The following is a 19,288-nucleotide window of genomic DNA, read 5'->3' on the forward strand; positions in this document are numbered from 1 at the left end:
TCCCGGCCCCTGGCTGCAGAAAAGGGCCTAAGCCCTGACATATCGCGGACAGTTGTCCACAGTCGAGTGACACGAATCGGTAACGGCAGCAAGAATGCGAGTGTGGCAACACGCGGAACTTTCCCCGCGTGGTGTCCGTGTTCCAGGGGTGGGCCGGTCCGCATCGCGTCGGCCCGGAAAGAACGGGCCGAGGAGGGCCGGGTGACGACCTATGACGATCGAGCGAGCCTCACTGATCTGACCGCCACTGTGGAGCGTGTCCGCAGTTCGGTGGAGGGTGTGATCGAGGGCAAGCCCGAGGTCGTACGGCTTTCGCTGACCGTACTGCTCGCCGAGGGACATCTTCTGATCGAGGATGTCCCCGGCGTGGGCAAGACAATGCTGGCCAAGACGCTGGCGCGGTCCATCGACTGTTCGGTCCGGCGTATCCAGTTCACGCCCGACCTGCTGCCGTCCGACATCACCGGCGTGTCCATCTGGGACCAGCAGCGCAAGGACTTCGAGTTCAAGCCCGGCGCGATCTTCGCCCAGATCGTGATCGGCGACGAGATCAACCGCGCCTCACCGAAGACGCAGTCCGCGCTGCTGGAGTCCATGGAGGAGCGCCAGGTCACCATCGACGGCCAGACCTACGAGCTGCCGAGCCCCTTCATGGTGGTGGCCACGCAGAACCCGGTCGAGATGGAGGGCACCTATCCGCTGCCCGAGGCCCAGCGCGACCGCTTCATGGCCCGTGTCTCCGTCGGCTACCCCAGCGTGGAGGCCGAGCTGCAGATGCTGGACGTGCACGGCGGGGTCTCGCCGCTGGAGGACCTCCAGCCGGTGGCGCACGCGCACGACATCGTGAAGCTGATCGACGCCGTCCGCGGCGTCCATGTCGCCGAGCCGGTGCGCCGCTACGCGGTGGAGCTGGTCGCCGCCACGCGCACCCATCCGGACCTCAGACTCGGCGCCTCCCCGCGCGCGACGCTGCATCTGCTGCGCGCGGCGAAGGCGTCCGCGGCTCTGAGCGGCCGGGAGTACGCGCTGCCGGACGACGTACAGGCACTCGCGGGGGCCGTCCTGGCCCACCGCCTGCTGCCCACCGCACAGGCCCAGCTGAACCGCCGTACCTCCGAGCAGGTCGTCCAGGAGATCCTGCAGCGCACCCCGGTGCCTGCCGCGCCCCAGCAGCAGAGCGGCTTCGGCAGCCTGGGCCGCGGCACTCCGGCGTACGGCCAGCAGCCGCCGCGGAGGCTGTGATGACCTCCGGTGGGACCGGGCAGGCGGAGGCGGACCGCGGCGAGAAGAGCGGGATCCGCACCGCACTGGCCGGTCTGACCACGCGTGGCCGCTCCTTCCTGGCCGCCGGCATCGCGGCCGCCGTCTGCGCCTACGTCCTCGGCCAGAGCGACCTGCTGCGCGTCGGCCTGCTGCTGGCGGTGCTCCCGCTGGTGTGCGCGACGGTGCTGTACCGCACGCGCTACCGGGTCGCGGGCAGCCGCCGGCTCTCCCCCGCGCGCGTGCCCGCCGGCAGCGAGGCCCGGGTGCATCTGCGGATGGACAACGTCTCCCGGCTGCCCACGGGCCTGCTGATGCTCCAGGACCGGGTGCCGTACGTCCTCGGGCCACGCCCGCGCTTCGTGCTGGACCGGGTGGAGGCGGGCGGCCGCCGCGAGGTGTCCTACCGCGTGCGCTCCGACCTGCGCGGCCGCTATCCGCTGGGCCCGCTGCAGCTGCGCCTGAGCGACCCGTTCGGCATGTGCGAGCTGACCCGCTCCTTCTCGACGTACGACACCCTGACGGTCATCCCGCGCGTGGAGCCGCTGCCGCCGGTGCGCTTCAGCGGGGAGGCGAAGGGGTACGGCGACGGACGGCAGCGTTCGCTGGCACTGGCCGGCGAGGACGACGTGATCCCGCGCGGGTACCGCTACGGCGACGACCTGCGCCGCGTGCACTGGCGCTCGACCGCGCGCTACGGCGAGCTGATGGTGCGCCGCGAGGAGCAGCCGCAGCGCGCCCGCTGCACGGTGCTGCTGGACACCCGGGGCCTGGCCTTCCAGGGCGCGGGCCCTGACTCGGCCTTTGAGTGGGCCGTGTCGGGCACGGCGTCCGTGCTGGTCCACATGCTCGAACGGGGCTTCTCCGTCCGGCTGTTGACCGACAGCGGCAGCTCGGTGCCCGGCGAGGGCGCCGACGGGTTCGCGGGCGCGAGCCAGGAGTCGGCGGACGCGGCCGGGCTGATGATGGACACCCTCGCGGTGATCGACCACTCGGACGGTACGGGCCTGTCGCGGGCGTACGACGTGCTGCGCGGCGGCAACGAGGGGCTGCTGGTGGCCTTCTTCGGCGACCTCGACGAGGAGCAGGCGGCGGTGGCCGCCAAGATGCGCCAGCGCAGCGGGGGCGCGGTGGCCTTCGTGCTGGACAGCGGGACGTGGGTGCGGGAACCGGCCGACGTGCCCGGCGCGTTGGACAGGAGCGAGGAGCGGCTGCGGATGCTGCGGGAGGCGGGCTGGACGGCCGTGAGCGTGCCGCGCGGTGCCTCGCTGGACGAGCTGTGGCGCCAGGCGGACCGGGCGCGTACGGACGCGGTCGCGACGAGTGGCGCGCGGAGCGAGGGGGGACGGGCATGAGCGGGCGGACGCGGATGGCGCTGTGCGCCGCGGCGGCCACGCTGATGGCGTCCTGCGCCCTGCTGCCGCTGGTCTCCCCGGTCACCTGGCTGTTTCAGGCGATCTTCCTGCTGGCGATCCAGACGGGCGTGGGCATGGCGACCCGGCGCGTGCCGCTGGCCCGCCCTCTGACGGTGGTGGCGCAGGCCCTCGTCGCCCTGATGCTGCTGACCATGACCTTCGCCAACCAGCAGGCGATCATCGGAGTGATCCCCGGCCCGGAGGCCTTCCGTCATTTCGGCGACCTGCTGCAGGCGGGCGCGGAGGACGTCAGCCGGTACTCGATCCCGGCACCGCTGTCCGACGGCATCCGCCTGATGCTCATCGGCGGTGTCCTGATCATCGGCCTGGCGGTGGACACCCTCGCGGTGACGTTCCGCAGCGCCGCCCCGGCCGGGCTGCCGCTGCTGGCGCTGTACTCCGTGGCCGCGGGGCTGTCCGACGGCGGCGCGGACTGGCTGTGGTTCCTGGTCGCCGCGGCGGGTTATCTGATGCTGCTCCTGGCCGAGGGGCGGGACCGGCTCTCGCAGTGGGGCCGGGTGTTCGGCGGCGCCCCGCGGAGACCGGGCGGAGAGCCGACCGACGCGGTGGCACCGGTCCGCACCGGCCGGCGCATCGGCGTGGTCGCGCTGGGCATCGCCCTGGTGGTGCCGCTCGGGCTGCCCGCGATGAACGGCGGTCTGCTGGACGCCGCGGGCACCGGTGTCGGCTCCGGCAGCGGCGGGGGCGGCACGATCTCCGCGGTGAACCCGCTGGTGTCGCTGCGCGACAGCCTGAACGTGGACGAGGACCGCGAGGTCCTGTCCCTGAAGACCAACACGGCCGACCTCTCGAACCTGTACCTGCGGATCGTGTCCCTGGACGACTTCGACGGCACCACCTGGCAGCCGTCCAAGCGCAACATCCAGGCCGTGCCCGACCCGTTCCCCACACCCTTCGGCCTCGGTCCCGACATCCGGCGCACGGAGGTCGAGACGACCATCTCGGCCGCGGACTGGTACGCCCAGAACTGGCTGCCGATGCCGTACCCGCCCAGCGGCGTGAACATCTCGGGCGACTGGCGGTACGAACCCCTGGGCATGACGGTCGTCGGTGACCGCCGCCAGACCACCCGCGGGGCGACGTACACCGTGCGCAGCCTCGACGTACAGCCGACGGCGAAGCAGCTGGCGAACGCGCCGGAGCCGCCGGCCGCCCTGAAGCGCGAGTTCACCGAGCTCCCCGACTCGCTGCCGTCGGTGGTCGCCCAGACCGCGCGGGAGGTCGCCAAGGGTGCGACCAGCCACTACGAGCAGGCCGTCAAGCTGCAGGAGTACTTCGCCGTAACGGGCGGCTTCCAGTACGACACCAACGTCAAGGTCGGCAGCGGCCGGCAGGCGATCGCCCGGTTCCTGAGGGACAAGCAGGGCTTCTGCGTCCACTTCTCCTTCGCGATGGCGGCGATGGCCCGCTCGCTGGGCATACCCGCGCGGGTCGCGGTGGGCTTCGCGCCCGGTACGCCGCAGGGCGACAGCTCGGTCTCGGTGGGGCTGAGGGACGCCCACGCCTGGCCGGAGCTGTACTTCGAGGGCGTGGGCTGGACCCGCTTCGAGCCGACGCCGACCCGTGGCTCGGTGCCCTCGTACACCCAGTCGGACACACCGGGCTCCACGCTTCCGGACGTGGCCCGGCCCTCGCAGTCGGCCAGCACGGGCCCGTCCGCCTCGCCCTCCACGAGCGAGAGCTGCGCGGGGCAGAAGCCGGAGCTGTGCGCGAGCGAGTCCCCGGCGGCCGCGCCGGCCACGGACGGCGACGGCCCGAAGTGGTACGTCATCCTGGCCTGGGTGCTCGGTGGGGCCGGGGCGCTGTTGATCCCGTTGGCGCCGATGCTGTGGCGGATGCGGACCAGAGCGGTACGGCTGGGAGGGCATGGCCGCACGGAGGCCGACGTCTCGCTCCACACCCTGGCCGTCTGGCGGGAACTGACGGACACGGCATGGGACTTCGGCATTCCGCCGGACGACTCCCAGACCCCCCGCAAGACCGCCGCCCGCATCGTCCGGCTGGGCCAGCTCGACCCATCGGCCGCGGCCTCGGTGCACCGGGTGGCCGACGCGGTGGAACAGGTCCTCTACGCCCCGAGCCCCCGCCCGGCGGCCGGCCTCGCGGAGGATGTCCGCGGCGTCGTGTCCCACCTCGGGTCCAAGGCCGAGTGGACGACGAGGCTGCGCGCCCTGCTGGCCCCGCGATCCAGCGTGCGGGTGGTCTGGGCGCTGTCGGACTGGTGGATCAACCTCAAACAGCGCGCCGCGAAGGCCCGACCCACGCTGCGCAGGCCCTCCGCTCCCGGTCAGCGGGGGTAACTGCGGGCTGCGCGGGGTGCGGGTGACCGCGCGCCGCGCGTGAGGGCGCGGGGAGGGCGATGCGCGGCAGGCATCTCTTGAGGTCGCCAGACCCCGGAGAGACCCGTTGTGGGCGGAGCGGAGGCCTGGGGCGGGCTCCCGGGGCCTCCGCCGGGCCATCCGGATGCGTCTGCTCGGACGCGGCCGGTCCGTGTGGGGCCAGAAGCCTCCGCGGCTCAGGCATCGCAGGCATACGTCAGGGGGTGGCCACCCACCGGTGGTCACCCCCTGCGTCTGTATGGGAGCTGCTCGTCGAGCTAATGGCCGCCCTGTTCGTCACGGCGGCGCTGCCAGCGCTGTTCGATGCGGTCCATCATCGAGCGCTTCTGGCGTGGCTGGTGGCGGGCCTGCGGGCCGCCGGCGGGCTGTTCGCCCGGCTTGGGGGCCTTGCGCCAGCCGGTCACGGCGAGTACCGCACAACCCAGCATGACGAGGAAGCCCACCACACTGAGCCAGACCTGCTTGGCGACCATTCCAGCCATGAGGAGCGCGATACCTACGAGGAAGCCCGCGACCGCCTGGTAGACCCGTCGCCGGGTGTACGTACGCAGCCCGCTTCCCTCAAGCGCTGTCGCGAACTTGGGATCTTCGGCGTACAGCGCTCGCTCCATCTGCTCGAGCATGCGCTGCTCGTGCTCCGAGAGCGGCACGGAGTCCTCCTCATCGTGCAGTCGCCGGGGCGACCCGGGGGGTCCCTTCAGGATAGGCAGGGAATCGCCCCCGTGAAACCCGCCCCTCTACGCCAATTGGCCAACCGGGCTCCGCCATGGACGTCCCGACTCGCTGAGATCTGCATTCCCCAGCGGCCGACTCGTCATGCCGGAACGGTCTCCCTCGATCATACGGCGCTGAGCGCCCGATCGGGGGGCCTGTGGCGTACTCCATGTGCAGCCAAGTCCCTGATCAACGGCGCGCCCCCGAGGTCCGATCACCGAGAGCGCGGCGGGCGACTCAGGCCCCGGCGGTCTCCCCCGTCTCGCCGAGCACGTGAAGCTGCGTGGCCACCGAGTGGAAGGCGGGCAGCTCCGCAGCCGCCTCCTCCAGCTTCAGCAGCGCCTCCAGGGCGCCGGGCTCGGTGTCCACCAGCGCCCCGGGGACCAGGTCGGCGAAGACCCGCACACCGTGCACGGCACCGACTCTCAGGCCGGCGCCCTCGACCAGTCCGGTGAGCTGCTCGGCGGTGAAACGGCGCGGCACGGGGTCACCCTGGCCCCAGCGGCCGTCCGGGTCCTCCAGGGCCTGCTTGGCCTCCTTGAAGTGACCGGCGAGGGCCCGCGCCAGCACCGCTCCGCCCAGCCCGGCGGCGAGCAGGCTGAGGACGCCCTCCGCGCGCAGGGCGGCCACCGCGTTGCGGACGCCCTCGGCGGGGTCGTCGACGTACTCCAGGACGCCGTGGCACAGCACGACGTCGTACCCGCCGCGCTCGACCACGTCGAAGAGGCCATGGGCGTCGCCCTGGACGCCCTTCACGCGGTCGGCGACCTCGGCCTCGGCGGTGCGGCGCTCCAGGGCGAAGAGCGCGTTCGGGCTGGGGTCGACGACGGTGACGCGGTGGCCGAGGCGGGCGAGGGGCACCGCGAAGTTGCCGCTGCCACCCCCGGTGTCGAGGACGTCGAGCGCCTGGCGACCCGTGGCCTTGACCCGGCGGTCCAGGGCGTCCTGCAGGACCTCCCAGACCACGGCGGTACGGAGTGAGGCGCGGGGGCGCATCGGGTCCGACACGGTAGTTGACTCCTCGGCGCGGCACCGCCATCGGCTGGCGGAGCGAACGGGCTGCCATCCCGGTCGCCCGGGTCACGGGAGCGGGAAGGCTTCAGGCGCCCTCCACCCTATTGCCTAGGACACCTCACCCGGCCACCACGGTCCCGCGCGACGCCGTCCGTCTCGGGGGCCGGACGGCGAGGGCCGTGAACGGGACCCGTGGACGCGGAGGGCGGACCCGGCGTCCAGCGGGGCGCGCAGCGACGGACCCCCGACGCACCGTCAGCCGGCGTCCGGCATGTCGTCGCGCGCGTGGCGTGCGCCGGCGGCCTCCTCCTCGTCCGCGTCCGGTCGCGGCTGCGGCAGGACCGGCTGGAGCACCAGCATCCGCTCGACGAGGCGCAGGAACATCGCCACGTCGCGTATCAGGTCGTCGGCGTCCCGGCGGCTGGCCGCGCCCTGGATGCCCGCCTCGGCCCGGGCGCGGCGCCGGGCGCCCGAGGCGAACAGCGCGCTCCACTCGGTGAGTTCGGGCGCGATCTCGGGAAGCACTTCCCAGGCGCTCCTGATCCGGGCGCGGCGCCTGGGCGAGGGTTCGGGGCGCCCCCGTGCGGCGAGTACGGCGGCGGCTATGCGCAGGGCGGAGAGGTGGGCCGTGGCATAGCGCTCGTTCGGAGTCTCCAGGACGGCGGCCTCGTCAAGTCCGGCACGGGCCTGGGCGAGCAGGTCGAGGGCGGCGGGCGGGGCCGTGGTCCGGCGGAGCACGGGGTGCACATCGCTCGCCGGGCCGGTCAGTGAGGGGGCAGGGCCGGTGGCGCCGCGCCGACGGGCGGCTGCTGCGTGATAGCTGGCCATGACGAACCTCCTGTCGTCTGTGTGACGGCACGCCCGATAGGGGAGGCCGTATGTGCCCATCGTGGGGTATGGCACTGACAATCCGTTCTGAGCTGGCCTTTTGCATCGATCGCGAGTTCGGACTAGTTTTTGCACTGACCAGTCAGTTCAAAGAAAGAGGGGGCAGGAATGGGGGGAACCGTGGCCACAGCCGGCGTCACGGCCCACGGCCTCGGGCTCGAAGGGCCCCGCGGATGGGCGTTCCGCGGGGTCTCCTTCGAGGCGGAGGCAGGCTCGCTGATCACGATCGAGGGGCCGTCCGGCACCGGCCGTACTTGCCTGCTGCTCGCGCTCATGGGGCGGATGAAGCCCACGGAGGGCTCCGCCGTCGTGGGCGACGCCGTGCTGCCCAGGCGCATGGCGGCGGTCCGCCGCATCAGCGCCCTGGCCCACGTCCCGGGTGTGACCGACCTGGACCCGGCCCTGACCGTCGCCGAGCATCTGCACGAACGGGCGCTACTGCAGCGGCGGTTCGGCGACTCGGTGCGCGGACTGCTGCGCCGGCGGGGCGAGCGGAGGAACGCCGAAGAGCAGCGGATCGACGCCGCGCTCACGGCGGCGGGCCTCGACCGGGAGTCCCTGCCCAAGGGCTCCCGTACGGCCGTACGGGATCTGGAGCGGCTGGAGGCGCTGCGGCTGTCCGTCGCGCTGGCCCTGATCGGGAACCCGCGCGTGCTCGGTGTCGACGACACCGATCTCAAGCTCTCGGACGCCGAACGGGCCGAGGTCTGGGCGCTGTTGAAGTCGATCGCAGAGGCCGGGACCACGGTCGTGGCGGTGTGCAGCGAGGCCCCGGACGACGCCGTCAAGGTGTCCACCGCCCAGAAGGGCGACTCCCCGGAGGCCGACCCGGCCTCCACCTCCAAGGAATCCCCGGCATCCCCGGAAACCGACGGAAAGGAGGCCGCCGATGCGCTCGCCGAGGCTGGCCGCGCTTGAGCTCCGGCGCTTCGGCCGGGGGAAGCTGCCGCGTGCCGCCCTGGTCGCGCTGCTGGTGCTGCCCCTGCTGTACGGCGCCCTGTACCTCTGGTCGTTCTGGGACCCGTACGGCCGTCTCGACCGCATCCCCGTGGCCCTCGTGAACGACGACAAGGGGGCGACCGTCGGCGACAAGAAGCTCGTCGCTGGCGACGACATCACCAAGGGGCTGCGCGAGAGCGACGTCTTCGACTGGCAGGAGGTGAGTGCCGCCGAGGCCGAGAAGGGCGTCGAGGACGGCAGCTACTACCTGTCGCTGACCATGCCGGCCGACTTCAGCAAGAGGATCGCCTCCAGCTCGGGCGCCTCGCCGGAGACGGGCGCGCTCCAGGTGCGTACGAACGACGCGAACAACTACATCGTCGGGCAGATCTCGCGGACGGTCTTCAGTGAGGTGCGCGAGGCCGCGTCCACGAAGGCGTCGCGGTCGTTCCTGGACAAGATCTTCGTCTCGTTCTCCGACATCCACGGCAAGACGGTCAAGGCCGCGAACGGCGCCGACAAGCTCGAAGGCGGCATCGGGAAGGCGGAGAAGGGCTCCAAGGACCTCGCCGACGGGCTGAAGGACGCCAAGAAGGGCAGCGGCAAGCTGTCCACGGGCCTGAAGAAGCTCAACCAGGGCGCGGGCGACCTGGAGAGCGGCTCCCGGCAGGTCGCCGAGGGTACGCAGACGCTAGCCGACAGGGTCAACGGAGTCGACGAGAAGATCGGCCCGTTCCTCCAGGACAACGAGAAGACCATCGGGGACACCGCCCGGCTGGTCGCCGACACCTCGGGGGCGATCCGCAACAACCTCGACGACCTGGTGGAGCACGCTCCGGGCGCCGCCAAGGGCGCCCATGCGGCTTCCGCCGTACTGGACACCGTCTACAAGACGCGCTGCGAGGACGCCGTCCTGCCCGACCCGGCCTGCGCCGATCTGAAGAAGGCCAAGAACTCGGCCGCGGACGTGGCGACGATCGCCGACGACCTCAACACGCTGATCACCGACCACCACGGCGATCTGAAGAAGCTCGACAAGAACCTCGCCACCCTCCAGAAGCAGTCCCAGGCGCTCGCCGACCGCGCGCCCCGGCTCTCGGAGGACCTCGACGACGCCGTCACCAGGATCAACAAGCTGAACCAGGGCGCCGCGAAGGTCGCCGCGGGCGCCAAGAAGCTGCACTCCGGCGTGGGCACGGCCAAGACCGGTGCGGCGGACCTGGACAGCGGTGTGGGCGCGCTCAAGACCGGCGCGGTCGACCTCAACGGCGGCATCTACAAGCTCGTGGACGGCTCCGGGAAGCTCTCGGACGGTCTGCACGACGGTGCCGAGCAGATCCCCGACTACGACAAGAAGGACCGCGACCAGCGCACCGAGGTCATGGCCGACCCGGTCCAGCTCGTCTCCCGGGACATGCACAAGGCGCCCAACTACGGCACCGGGTTCGCCCCGTACTTCATCCCGCTGTCCCTGTGGGTGGGCGCGATGGTGGCGTACATGGTGATCGCGCCGATGAACCGGCGCGCGCTCGCCGCGGGCGCCTCGGCCTGGCGGATCGCGCTGGCCGGCTGGCTGCCCGTGGTGGCGATCGGGGTGCTGCAGACCCTGGCCCTGATGTCGGTGCTGCACTGGGCGGTCGGGCTGCAGATGGTGCGGGCGGCCGGCACGGTGGGCTTCCTGTTCCTGGTGACGGCGTGCTTCGCGGCGATCGTGCAGTGGCTGAACGCACGCTTCGGTGCGGCGGGCCGGATCCTAGTCCTGGCCTTCCTGATGCTGCAGTTGACGTCCGCGGGCGGCACTTACCCCGTGCAGACCAGCCCGGGCTTCTTCAACGCGCTCCACCCCTTCCTGCCGATGAGCTACGTCGTGGAGGCCCTCCGGAGGCTCATCACGGGCGGCGGCCTGGAACCGGTCTGGCACGCGTGCGTGGTGCTCGTCGCCTTCACCGCCGGCGCCCTCGCGCTGACCGCGCTGTCGGCCCGTCGCCGGCAGGTCTGGACGCTCGACCGGCTGCACCCGGAGCTGACCCTGTGAGCGCGCGCGGCACAATCGGGGCCATGGAAAGCAGCAAGGCCGCGTCGGGCGGCAGCACGCGCCGTGAGGCCACCCGGCAGAAGCTCTACGAGGCAGCCGTCACGCTCATCGCCGAACAGGGCTTCTCCGCCACCACCGTTGACGAGATCGCCGAGCGGGCCGGAGTGGCGAAGGGCACGGTCTACTACAACTTCGCGAGCAAGTCGGTCCTCTTCGAGGAGCTGCTGCGCCACGGAGTCGGACTCCTCACCGCCTCCCTCCGGGAGGCGGCCGAGAAGACCGCCCGGGACGGCGGCACCAAGGTGGACGCCCTGGACGCGATGATCCGCGCGGGCCTGGTCTTCATCGACCGCTACCCGTCCTTCACCCAGCTCTATGTCGCCGAGTTGTGGCGGACGAACCGGACCTGGCAGTCCACGCTGATGGTGGTCCGGCAGCAGGCCGTGGCGGTCGTCGAGGGGGTGCTGCGCGAGGGCGTGGAGAACGGCGAGTTCAGCGAGGAGATCGACGTCGCGCTGACCGCCTCCGCGCTGGTCGGCATGGTCCTGGTGGCCGCCCTGGACTGGAAGTCCTTCCAGCCGGAGCGCTCCCTGGACGACGTGCACGCGGCCCTGTCCCGGCTGCTGCAGGGCCGGGTGAGCGGGTGCCGCTGAAGCCGCCATGTCGTGAGCGGCGGTAGCGGCATGGTGCGCACACGAAAGCGCCGGTCCGAAAGTGGCCGCGTCCCCCGCGGGCCACTCTCGAACCGGCGCCTTCTCGTGCTCCCCCGTTCCCCCGTTTCCCCCGTTGGACCCCCGTTCGGTCGTTCCCCCGGGTCCCCCGGTCTCACTCCCGCCGACGCCTGGTCGGCGGAAGGAGCGGATCCGGGGTCGCTCCGTTCCGGCGCCCCGTGTCGCCGGTGCCGGAGCCGATCCCCTTCTCCGTGCCTCCACTCTCTCGTTCACGCAGGTCGCCCCCCATCCGCGCGCGTACTCATCTCACCGGCTAGGTACGCGTACTCAGACCTGCGCACTCAACCCCAGGACCCTCCCTCGCCGACTGGTTACGATCGCGTCCGTGTCCATACTTCCCTTGATCTTCACCAGCGGCTGGGCCAGCGGCATCAACTCCTATGCCGTGGTCCTGCTGCTCGGCGTCTTCGGCGCGACGGGGCTGAGCGACGAGGTGCCCGAGGCGCTGCAACGGCCCGACGTACTGATCGCGGCCGGTGTGCTGTTCCTCTGCGAGGCCGTCGCCGACAAGATCCCGTACGTGGACTCGGCCTGGGACTCGGTGCACACCGTGATCCGGCCGGTGGCGGGCGCGGTCGTCGCGGCGCTGCTCGCCGGGCAGAGCGGGTCGCTGCCCGAACTGGCCGCGGGCGCGGTCGGCGGTTCCACGGCGCTGGTGAGCCACCTGGTCAAGGCCGGGACGCGCATGGCGGTCAACACTTCGCCCGAGCCGTTCAGCAACATCGTGGTGAGCCTCGCCGAGGATCTCGGGGTCGGTGCCCTCATCACCCTCGCGATCTTCTACCCCGTCGCCGCGGCGGTCATCGCGGGCGCCCTGCTGCTCGCCGGGCTGCTGCTGCTCCTCTTCCTGGTCTCGCGGATCCGCCGCTTCCGGCGCCGCAGGGCCGAGCGCCGCGAGGAGAAGCGGCTCGCCCAGGCGGTGGGCCAGCGGCCCGGCTGAGGTCCGCCCGACGACAGGACCGAGGTACCGGACCGTATCGGACCCAGGTACCGGACCCGGGTATCGACCCAGGTCGGTGAGCCGCTGTCAGTGGCGGCCGATAAAGTCCCACGCATGGCACGGATTGCGGTGATCGGCGCCGGGATGGGCGCGATGGCGGCCGCTGCCCGGCTGGCCGTCGCGGGCCACCGGGTGGCGGTGTACGAGCGTACGGAGACGTACGGCGGAGCGGTGCGCCGCTTCGAGCGCGACGGCTTCGGGTTCGACACGGGACCCGGGCTGCTCCCGCTCCCGGCCGTGTACCGCGACCTGTTCATCAAGACCGGCAAGGAGCCCCTGGAGGAGTGCGTCGACCTGGTCCAGGTCGACCCGTCCGCGCGGCACGTCTTCGCGGACGGCACAGAGCTCTCCCTGCCGAACGCCTCGCGCGCGGGCGTGGTGGCCGCCCTGGACGAGGCGCTGGGCGCCGGAGGCGGCGACCGCTGGGGCGACTTCCTCGTCCGCGCCCGCGAGGCGTGGGACCGGACGCGACGGCCGCTGCTCGAGGAGCCCCTGTGGCCGAACTGGCAGGTGCTGGCCGAGCGCGAGCCCTATCCGGCGGTCCCCTACAAGCGATTCCTGCGCACCCGCCGAGCCGGCACCCTCGCCGAGGTCGGCGCCTGGGAGCTGCGCGACCCCCGGCTCGTCGCCCTGCTGGAGAGCCACGCACTCGCCTACGGCCTGGATCCCCGCGCGACCCCGGCGAGCGCGGCGGTACTGCCGTACCTGGAGCACGCCTTCGGAACCTGGTATGTGCGGGGCGGCATACGGGAGTTGGCGCGGGCGGTGTACGAGCGGTGCGTGGCCAGGAAGGTCGACTTCAGCTTCGGCGCCGAGGTCGTGCGCATCCTGGACAAGGACGGCCGGGCAGCGGGGGTGGAGCTGGCCGACGGAACGGTGACGGAGGCCGACTTCGTGGTCGCCGGCGTCGCCCCCGGGGTGCTGCACCACCTCGTCCGCGAGACAGCGGTCCGGGGCACGGACGGGGTCGCGCCCCAGCGCGGGGCGGCGAGCCGTCTGACGGTGCTGATGGCGCTGCGCGGCGGCCGGCCGGAGGGTACGGCGCACCGCACAGTGGTGCACGCGGAGGATCGCGAGACCGAACTGGACGCCCTGTTCGGCACCGCTGCGGTCATGGCCGCGCGGCCGACGGTCACCGTACTGCGGCCCGCCGACCCCGAACTGGTTCCGGACCCCGGGCATGAGGCGATCACGCTCAGCTCGGTGGTGCCGCAGCCCGACAGGAGTTGGGCGGAGCGGGACGTCTTCGACCGGCACGCCGAGAGTCTGATCGCCGTCGCCGAGGGCGCTGTGCCGGGCCTGCGCGACCGCCTCCTCTGGCACGAGGTGTGTACCCCGGCCGACATCGCGGACGCGACCGGCTCGGAGGGCGGAGCGGTTCCGGCACCGGCGCTGGCCGCGGGCGCCGGACATCTGCTGCACCCGTCCAACAGCACTGCCGTACCGGGCCTGTTCACCGTCGGCGGCTGGTCCCACCCCGGCGGCGGTCTTCCCCACGCCGGCATGTCGGGCGCTCTGGTGGCCGGGCTGATCGTGGAGGGGCCGGAGTTCCGGGGCTCGCAGTGACCCCCGCGTAGGGCGGCTCGTTCAGAGCGGCTGTTCAGGGCATCTCGTTCGCGGCGTCGCGCGCGGGCGGCCCGTCAGAAACGGTACTGCTCGTCGTACCCGTTCCCCTGGCCCTGGCCCTGGCCTTGGCCCTGGTGCTGGCCATCACCCTGATACGGGTACTGCTGCTCCTGCGGGAGTTCGCCGCCGTACGCCTCGTCGGTGCGCTGCTGCGGGACCCAGACGCCGCCGGACGGGGTTTCGCCGTAGGTGCCGGTGCCGTACTGGTCCTGGGTGTAGCCCTGCTGGCCGTACTGCGGCTGGCCGTAGGCGTCGTAGGTGGTGCCGCCGTAGGTCTGGGTTCCGATGTAGGGGTCGGAGTAGGCGGCGTACTGCTGCTGGCCGGTGGCGTCGTAGCCGTACTGCTGCTGGTCGTAGCCGGCGTAGCCGCCGTCGTCGTACCCATAGCTCTGGTCGGCCGTCGCGTACTGGTCCTGGGACTGGCCGGCGGCCGCGTAGTTCTGGTCGGCTGCGGCATAGGCGGGGTCGCTGTATATGCCGTACGAGCCGGTGTCCTCCGGGAGGGGCTGCGGCTCGTAGACGGAGGTCGTCTCCGCGGCCGTGGCCCGGTCCGGGCGCGAGGGGGTGAAGACGTCGTCGCGGTCGTAGTCGTCACGGTCGTAGTCGTCGTGGCCGTAACCGACGCCGTCCTGGCCGTAGTCGGTGTCATTGCCCGCGAAACCGGCGTCGGTCGCCTCGAGGTCGGAGACCTCCAGGGTCGGCTCCTGGCGGTCCGGTTCGCCGCGGCGGCGCTTGGCGGCGGCCAGCGGGCCCAGGGCCGGCGCGGAGACCGCCCAGCCGGCCGAGAAGCCTCGGCGGAACGAGAGCGTGACGTAGGTCTGGCCGACCGCGAACGCCGCCGCGCCCAGACCGATGACGATGACGGACGGGATCAGTACCCCGACCACGACGCCGAGGAAGCCGACGAAGGCGAGCAGCCGCCAGCGCAGGCGCGCCTTGTACTGCAGCAGCACTTCGCCCAGCAGCCACAGCGCGACGACGCCGAACGCGATGTAGAGGACCGTCCAGCCCATGTACGCCCCTCTCCCAGTGGCCGCCTACGCAGTGTGACGTATATCAGGACGGCCGGTCTAGGCCTGCGGTGGGTGGTGCAGGCCCAGGTTCTCGTAGATTTCCAGCGTCGCCGTGGAGTTGTTGAGCGTGATGAAGTGCAGTCCTGGCACTCCCTCGGCCAGCAGCCGCGCGCAGAACTCCGTGGCGAACTCGATGCCAATGGAGCGTACAGCCGCAGGATCGTCCTTTGCTGTGAGGATCCGCTCTTTCAGGGCGATCGGGAAGGAAGCGTTGGTGAGGGACGGGATCCGCTCCAGCGTTCTTACGCTGGCGATCGGCATGATCTCCGGGATGATCGGGATGTCGCAGCCGGCGGCCGAGACGCGGTCGCGCAAGCGCAGGTAGTCCTCGGGGTCGAAGAACATCTGCGTGATCGCGTAGTCCGCGCCGGCCCGGCACTTGTCGACGAAGTGACGGACGTCCGTCTCCCAGCCCTCGGAGCGCGGGTGCATCGCCGGGAAGGCCGCGACGCCCACGCAGAAATCTCCGGACGCCTTGATCAGTTCGACGAGTTCGGCGGCATAGGTGAGGCCCTGCGGGTGGCGCACCCAGTCGCCCAGCGGGTCGCCGGGCGGGTCGCCGCGCAGCGCCAGCATGTTGCGGATCCCGGCGTCGGCGTACTGCCCGATGATGTTGCGCAGGTCGGCCACCGAGTGGTCGACGGCGGTGAGGTGGGCGATCGGGGTGAGCGTGGTGTCCGAGGCGATCGCCTCGGTCGCCTTGACCGTGCCCGCGCGGGTGGAACCGCCCGCGCCGTAGGTCACGGAGACGAAGTCGGGCCCCACGGCCTCGACCCGGCGCAGCGCGTTCCACAGGTTCCGCTCGCCCTTCGGGGTCTTGGGGGCGTAGAACTCGAAGGAATACGTCGTCTTTCCGGTCGCGAGCATCTCGCGCACGGTACGAGCGTGGTCCGATCTGATGGATGCGGTGCCGAGGGCCATACTCGCAGGTTAGCCAGGGGGCCCCGGTCCCCCAACCGGACACCGGACATTTGCCCGAATTGTCCGTCTGTTGTCCACGCCTTGGACAAATAAGGGCCGAACACGGCGCCAAGACCGCAGGAACACGGTCGTGCTGACCACTGGGTGAGACAGAGCGGTTCAGGACCGCCGGGCAGGTGCCGGCCGGCCGGTCACCTCACCTACGCCTGGCGCAGTCGCTTCGCGAACTCCGCCGCCGCCGCTGCCGGGTCGTCTGCCGCGGTGATCGCCCGTACGACGACGACGCGGTCGGCGCCTGCCTCCAGCACCTCGTCGAGGTTGGTGAGGTCGATGCCGCCGATGGCGAACCAGGGGCGGTCCGTGCCGAGGGCCGCCGTGTGGCGGACCAGGTCGAGGCCGGGGGCGTGGCGGCCCGGCTTGGTGGGGGTGGGCCAGCAGGGGCCCGTGCAGAAGTAGTCCACGCCCTCCTGGACAGCGGCCGCGGAGGCCTCGGACTCGGAGTGCGTCGAACGGCCGACGAGGACGTCCGCGCCGAGAATCGCACGGGCGGCGGGGACGGGGAGGTCACCCTGGCCGAGGTGCAGGACGTCGGCGCCGGCGGCGTGGGCCACGTCGGCACGGTCGTTGACCGCGAGGAGCTTGCCGTGCCGGGCGCAGGCGTCGGCGAAGACCTTCAGGTGCTCCAGTTCCTCGGCCGCCTCCATGCCCTTGTCGCGCAGCTGCACGATGTCGACGCCACCGGCCAGCACGGCGTCCAGGAACTCCGCGAGGTCGCCCTGCTGCCTTCGGGCGTCGGTGCAGAGGTAGAGCCGGGCGTCGGCGAGCTGGGCGCGGGCGGTGCCTGCGGTGGCGGTGTCGGACATGCGGAGCCCCCTGTGATCGGGTTGCCGGGCGGGTGACGTCGGGCTGGTGCCGGACGGTGGCACGGTATCCGGAGCCGCACGGTACCCGGAGCGCGGCGTCGCGGACCGGTGCCGGGTGGCCTGAGCCTGAGCCTGAGCCTGAGACATGCCGTGGCCGGAGTTCGGCGTGGGCACCCGGCCCGGCCCGCCCCTGCGACGGCGCCGCAGTCGGCGCCCGGGACGACGGCACCACAGCCGGGCACCCGGGACGACGGCACCGCAGCGACTACCCGGGAGGACAGCGTCCGACCGGCCCTGTGCCACGGAGTTCGACAGCGGCACTCGCACGCACGCACCCGGGCGGAACGCAGCCGCCGCCTGCCCAGGTGGGCCCGAGGCGAGGTGCCGCTGCGGCGCGCGTGGGTACGGGGCGCCGCGATACCCCGTACCCCGAACGCCCGCTGGACAGCCGTGGCCGCCCGCGCATGTCACCGGCGCCGCCATGTCGTGCGTCACCGGCGTCCGTCACCGGCGTGCGTCACCGGCGTACGGATCAGGCCCGAGGACCAGGCCCGTACGCGCCCGGACCCGCCCCGCGGCGGCCCCGCCACGGCCGCAGTCAACGGCGGCCGTGGCCTGCAGACCCCGGCCCGTACGCCGGTCGGTGTTCGGATCGGGTGGTCGGATCAGACGGCGAGCGCCTGGGCGCGGCGCTTCACCTCCGTGCCGCGATTCTCACTGAGGGCCTGCGCGGGGGTGCCGGGCAGGCTCGGGTCGGGGGTGAAGAGCCACTCCAGCATCTCTTCGTCCGTGAAGCCGTCGTCCCGCAGGAGCGTCAGGGTCCCGGACAGGCCCTTGACGACCTTCTGCTCGGCCCCGTCGATGAAGGCGGCGGGGACGTGCAGTGCGCGGTTCTCACCACGGCGTACGGCGATGAGCTGGCCCTCCTTGACCAGCTGCCGCACACGCGTCACCTCGACATCGAGCATCTCTGCGATGTCGGGGAGGGTGAGCCAGGCGGGGACGAGAGCATCGATCTTTGCGTCAATCTCGGTCACGGAAACAAGCCTGCCATCTGCCACTGACAGTCGGAAGCCAGGCCGGTCCACCCGGGACGCGCTACGCCGTCGCCGCCTTCATCGGCCGCGCCGGGTCCACCAGCAGCTCCGCGTTCATCGGCGTGCCCGACTCGACCAGCCGCCGCCCCTGCGCGAGATCCCTCGGCCGGCCCACCGCCAGCAGGGCGACCAGGCGGTCGTCCCTCAACCAGCAGACCGTCCAGGCCGGGCCCGAGGGGTCGCCGCGCCACAGGACCGTGTCGGCGGCGGCGTGGTGCCCGGCGTACTGGACGAAGCGGCCGAACTGCTCGGACCAGAAGTACGGCACGGGGTCGTAGACCGCGGGAGTCTCGCCGAGGATGTTCGCGGCGACCGTACGCGGGCCCTGCAGGGCGTTGTCCCAGTGGTGGACCAGCAGGCGCTCGCCATACCTTCCCGAAGGGAAGGAGGCGCAGTCGCCGACCGCGTAGACGTCCGGCACGGAGGTGCTCAGGCCGTCATCGGCCACCACCTCGCCGTGCGCCCCGAGCTCGATGCCCGAGCCGGCCAGCCAGGCCGTGGCGGGCCGTGCCCCGATGCCGACCACGACGGCACCCGCGGGCACCCGCGAGCCGTCGTCGAGGATCACCGCGCCGGGCTCGACGCGCTCCACGCGCGCGTGCGTCCGCAGCACCGCCCCGCCGGCCTCGTACCAGGCGGCCATCGGAGCGGCCACCTCGGCGGGCAGCGCCCCCGCGAGCGGCCGGTCGGCGGCCTCCACGACCGTCACCGCACAGCCCGCCTCGCGCGCGGCCGTGGCGAACTCCGCGCCGATCCAACCCGCGCCGACGACCACGATGTCGTGCTGCCGGGCGAGCACCGGCCGCAGCCGCTCGGCGTCGTCCAGGGTGCGCAGCAGATGCACCCCGGGGACGCCCTCCGTGCCCGGCAGCCGGATCGGTTCGGCGCCGGTGGCTAGGACGAGGACGTCGTACGGGACGGGCCCGGACTCGGTGTCCAGCTCGTGGTCGGCGGGGCGCAGGCCCAGCACCTCGCACCCCAGCCGGAGTTCGATGCCGAGCGCCTCGAAGTCGACGTCGAAGGCGGAGCCCTCGGCCTTGCCGAGCAGGACGGCCTTGGACAGGGGCGGCCGGTCGTACGGCTGGTGGGGCTCGGCGCCGATCAGGGTGACGGTGCCGGTGAAGCCCTGTTCGCGCAGGGCGACCGCGGTCTGGACACCGGCCATGCCCGCGCCGGCGACGACCACGCGGCGTGCCGCTGACGTGCCCCGTTGCTGCGTCTGCTCGCTCACCTGATCACCATAGACTCGTGACAGGTATTGCCTACCTGCAAATGGGCCACGCAATGCCCCCGTTACCAGGGATGAAGCACTCGTTGCCTGTCGTCGTCTGTCAGCATTGGCCGCCCTCGGA

16 protein-coding genes are annotated in these 19,288 nt (G+C 72.2%); 8 read left to right on the top strand and 8 right to left on the bottom strand.

What is annotated here, in order from left to right:
- The first annotated feature begins 201 nt into the window (after positions 1-201).
- Genes ABIE67_RS13425 through ABIE67_RS13435 form a run of 3 tightly spaced genes read left to right on the top strand, consistent with a single transcriptional unit; the run spans position 202 to position 4,996 of the window.
- Positions 202-1,242 carry an AAA family ATPase gene (locus ABIE67_RS13425; RefSeq protein WP_370256717.1) on the top strand — a complete coding sequence of 347 codons (1,041 nt, stop codon included), beginning with the start codon at positions 202-204 and terminating at the stop codon, positions 1,240-1,242.
- Positions 1,242-2,615, top strand: coding sequence for a DUF58 domain-containing protein (locus tag ABIE67_RS13430; RefSeq protein ID WP_370256718.1), 1,374 nt, complete (start codon positions 1,242-1,244; stop codon positions 2,613-2,615). Before ABIE67_RS13425 ends, ABIE67_RS13430 begins: the two co-directional genes overlap by 1 nt.
- Positions 2,612-4,996, top strand: a complete 2,385-nt coding sequence (locus ABIE67_RS13435) for a DUF3488 and DUF4129 domain-containing transglutaminase family protein (RefSeq protein ID WP_370256719.1) — start codon at positions 2,612-2,614, stop codon at positions 4,994-4,996. Before ABIE67_RS13430 ends, ABIE67_RS13435 begins: the two co-directional genes overlap by 4 nt.
- Positions 4,997-5,292: 296 nt before the next feature.
- Here the strand turns inward: ABIE67_RS13435 and ABIE67_RS13440 are convergent, their stop codons facing one another.
- The 3 genes from ABIE67_RS13440 to ABIE67_RS13450 all read right to left on the bottom strand — a co-directional run bounded on the left by ABIE67_RS13440 (position 5,293) and on the right by ABIE67_RS13450 (position 7,591).
- A complete protein-coding gene (locus tag ABIE67_RS13440) occupies positions 5,293-5,685 on the bottom strand; it encodes a DUF3040 domain-containing protein (protein ID WP_370256720.1) in 393 nt (130 codons plus the stop codon).
- A gap of 301 nt (positions 5,686-5,986) precedes the next feature.
- Positions 5,987-6,757, bottom strand: coding sequence for a class I SAM-dependent methyltransferase (locus ABIE67_RS13445; protein WP_370256721.1), 771 nt, complete (start codon positions 6,755-6,757; stop codon positions 5,987-5,989).
- A gap of 261 nt (positions 6,758-7,018) precedes the next feature.
- Positions 7,019-7,591 (bottom strand): SAV_6107 family HEPN domain-containing protein, encoded by a 573-nt coding sequence (locus tag ABIE67_RS13450; protein WP_370256722.1) that lies wholly within the window; start codon positions 7,589-7,591, stop codon positions 7,019-7,021.
- Between the two features lie 168 nt (positions 7,592-7,759).
- Here ABIE67_RS13450 and ABIE67_RS13455 point away from each other — a divergent pair, with 168 nt between their 5' ends.
- From ABIE67_RS13455 to ABIE67_RS13475, 5 genes are all read left to right on the top strand, one after another.
- Complete coding sequence (locus tag ABIE67_RS13455; protein ID WP_370256723.1) at positions 7,760-8,569, top strand: ATP-binding cassette domain-containing protein; 810 nt, start codon at positions 7,760-7,762, stop codon at positions 8,567-8,569.
- Positions 8,541-10,625, top strand: a complete 2,085-nt coding sequence (locus ABIE67_RS13460) for a YhgE/Pip family protein (protein WP_370256724.1) — start codon at positions 8,541-8,543, stop codon at positions 10,623-10,625. Before ABIE67_RS13455 ends, ABIE67_RS13460 begins: the two co-directional genes overlap by 29 nt.
- A 23-nt stretch (positions 10,626-10,648) precedes the next feature.
- The gene (locus ABIE67_RS13465; protein ID WP_370256725.1) at positions 10,649-11,278 is read left to right on the top strand and encodes a TetR/AcrR family transcriptional regulator; all 630 of its coding nucleotides are present in this window, start codon (positions 10,649-10,651) and stop codon (positions 11,276-11,278) included.
- Between the two features lie 403 nt (positions 11,279-11,681).
- Positions 11,682-12,296, top strand: a complete 615-nt coding sequence (locus ABIE67_RS13470) for a DUF4126 domain-containing protein (RefSeq protein WP_370256726.1) — start codon at positions 11,682-11,684, stop codon at positions 12,294-12,296.
- Positions 12,297-12,410: 114 nt separating this feature from the next.
- Entirely contained in the window at positions 12,411-13,922 is a 1,512-nt protein-coding gene (locus ABIE67_RS13475) for a phytoene desaturase family protein (RefSeq protein ID WP_370256727.1), read from the top strand.
- A gap of 74 nt (positions 13,923-13,996) precedes the next feature.
- Here the strand turns inward: ABIE67_RS13475 and ABIE67_RS13480 are convergent, their stop codons facing one another.
- The 5 genes from ABIE67_RS13480 to ABIE67_RS13500 all read right to left on the bottom strand — a co-directional run bounded on the left by ABIE67_RS13480 (position 13,997) and on the right by ABIE67_RS13500 (position 19,167).
- Positions 13,997-14,995, bottom strand: a complete 999-nt coding sequence (locus tag ABIE67_RS13480) for a hypothetical protein (RefSeq protein WP_370256728.1) — start codon at positions 14,993-14,995, stop codon at positions 13,997-13,999.
- 57 nt (positions 14,996-15,052) lie between these two features.
- Positions 15,053-15,976 carry a methylenetetrahydrofolate reductase [NAD(P)H] gene (gene metF / locus ABIE67_RS13485; RefSeq protein ID WP_370256729.1) on the bottom strand — a complete coding sequence of 308 codons (924 nt, stop codon included), beginning with the start codon at positions 15,974-15,976 and terminating at the stop codon, positions 15,053-15,055.
- A 200-nt stretch (positions 15,977-16,176) separates the two neighbouring features.
- Entirely contained in the window at positions 16,177-16,839 is a 663-nt protein-coding gene (gene thiE / locus ABIE67_RS13490; protein WP_370256730.1) for a thiamine phosphate synthase, read from the bottom strand.
- Between the two features lie 665 nt (positions 16,840-17,504).
- Entirely contained in the window at positions 17,505-17,876 is a 372-nt protein-coding gene (locus tag ABIE67_RS13495; RefSeq protein WP_048583463.1) for an Rv2175c family DNA-binding protein, read from the bottom strand.
- Between the two features lie 61 nt (positions 17,877-17,937).
- The gene (locus ABIE67_RS13500; protein WP_370256731.1) at positions 17,938-19,167 is read right to left on the bottom strand and encodes an NAD(P)/FAD-dependent oxidoreductase; all 1,230 of its coding nucleotides are present in this window, start codon (positions 19,165-19,167) and stop codon (positions 17,938-17,940) included.
- Positions 19,168-19,288 lie beyond the last annotated feature (121 nt).

Origin of the sequence: Streptomyces sp. V4I8 (assembly GCF_041261225.1) — a bacterium.
In the GTDB taxonomy this organism is placed as follows: domain Bacteria; phylum Actinomycetota; class Actinomycetes; order Streptomycetales; family Streptomycetaceae; genus Streptomyces.

Bases quoted from the DNA above. Each gene is read 5' to 3' on its own strand.
- ABIE67_RS13480 (WP_370256728.1), bottom strand. From the start codon at position 14,995: ATGGGCTGGACGGTCCTCTACATCGCGTTCGGCGTCGTCGCGCTGTGG.
- ABIE67_RS13455 (WP_370256723.1), top strand. From the start codon at position 7,760: ATGGGGGGAACCGTGGCCACAGCCGGCGTCACGGCCCACGGCCTCGGG.
- ABIE67_RS13430 (WP_370256718.1), top strand. From the start codon at position 1,242: ATGACCTCCGGTGGGACCGGGCAGGCGGAGGCGGACCGCGGCGAGAAG.
- ABIE67_RS13465 (WP_370256725.1), top strand. From the start codon at position 10,649: ATGGAAAGCAGCAAGGCCGCGTCGGGCGGCAGCACGCGCCGTGAGGCC.
- metF (WP_370256729.1), bottom strand. From the start codon at position 15,976: ATGGCCCTCGGCACCGCATCCATCAGATCGGACCACGCTCGTACCGTG.
- ABIE67_RS13435 (WP_370256719.1), top strand. From the start codon at position 2,612: ATGAGCGGGCGGACGCGGATGGCGCTGTGCGCCGCGGCGGCCACGCTG.
- ABIE67_RS13460 (WP_370256724.1), top strand. From the start codon at position 8,541: ATGCGCTCGCCGAGGCTGGCCGCGCTTGAGCTCCGGCGCTTCGGCCGG.
- thiE (WP_370256730.1), bottom strand. From the start codon at position 16,839: ATGTCCGACACCGCCACCGCAGGCACCGCCCGCGCCCAGCTCGCCGAC.
- ABIE67_RS13450 (WP_370256722.1), bottom strand. From the start codon at position 7,591: ATGGCCAGCTATCACGCAGCAGCCGCCCGTCGGCGCGGCGCCACCGGC.
- ABIE67_RS13475 (WP_370256727.1), top strand. From the start codon at position 12,411: ATGGCACGGATTGCGGTGATCGGCGCCGGGATGGGCGCGATGGCGGCC.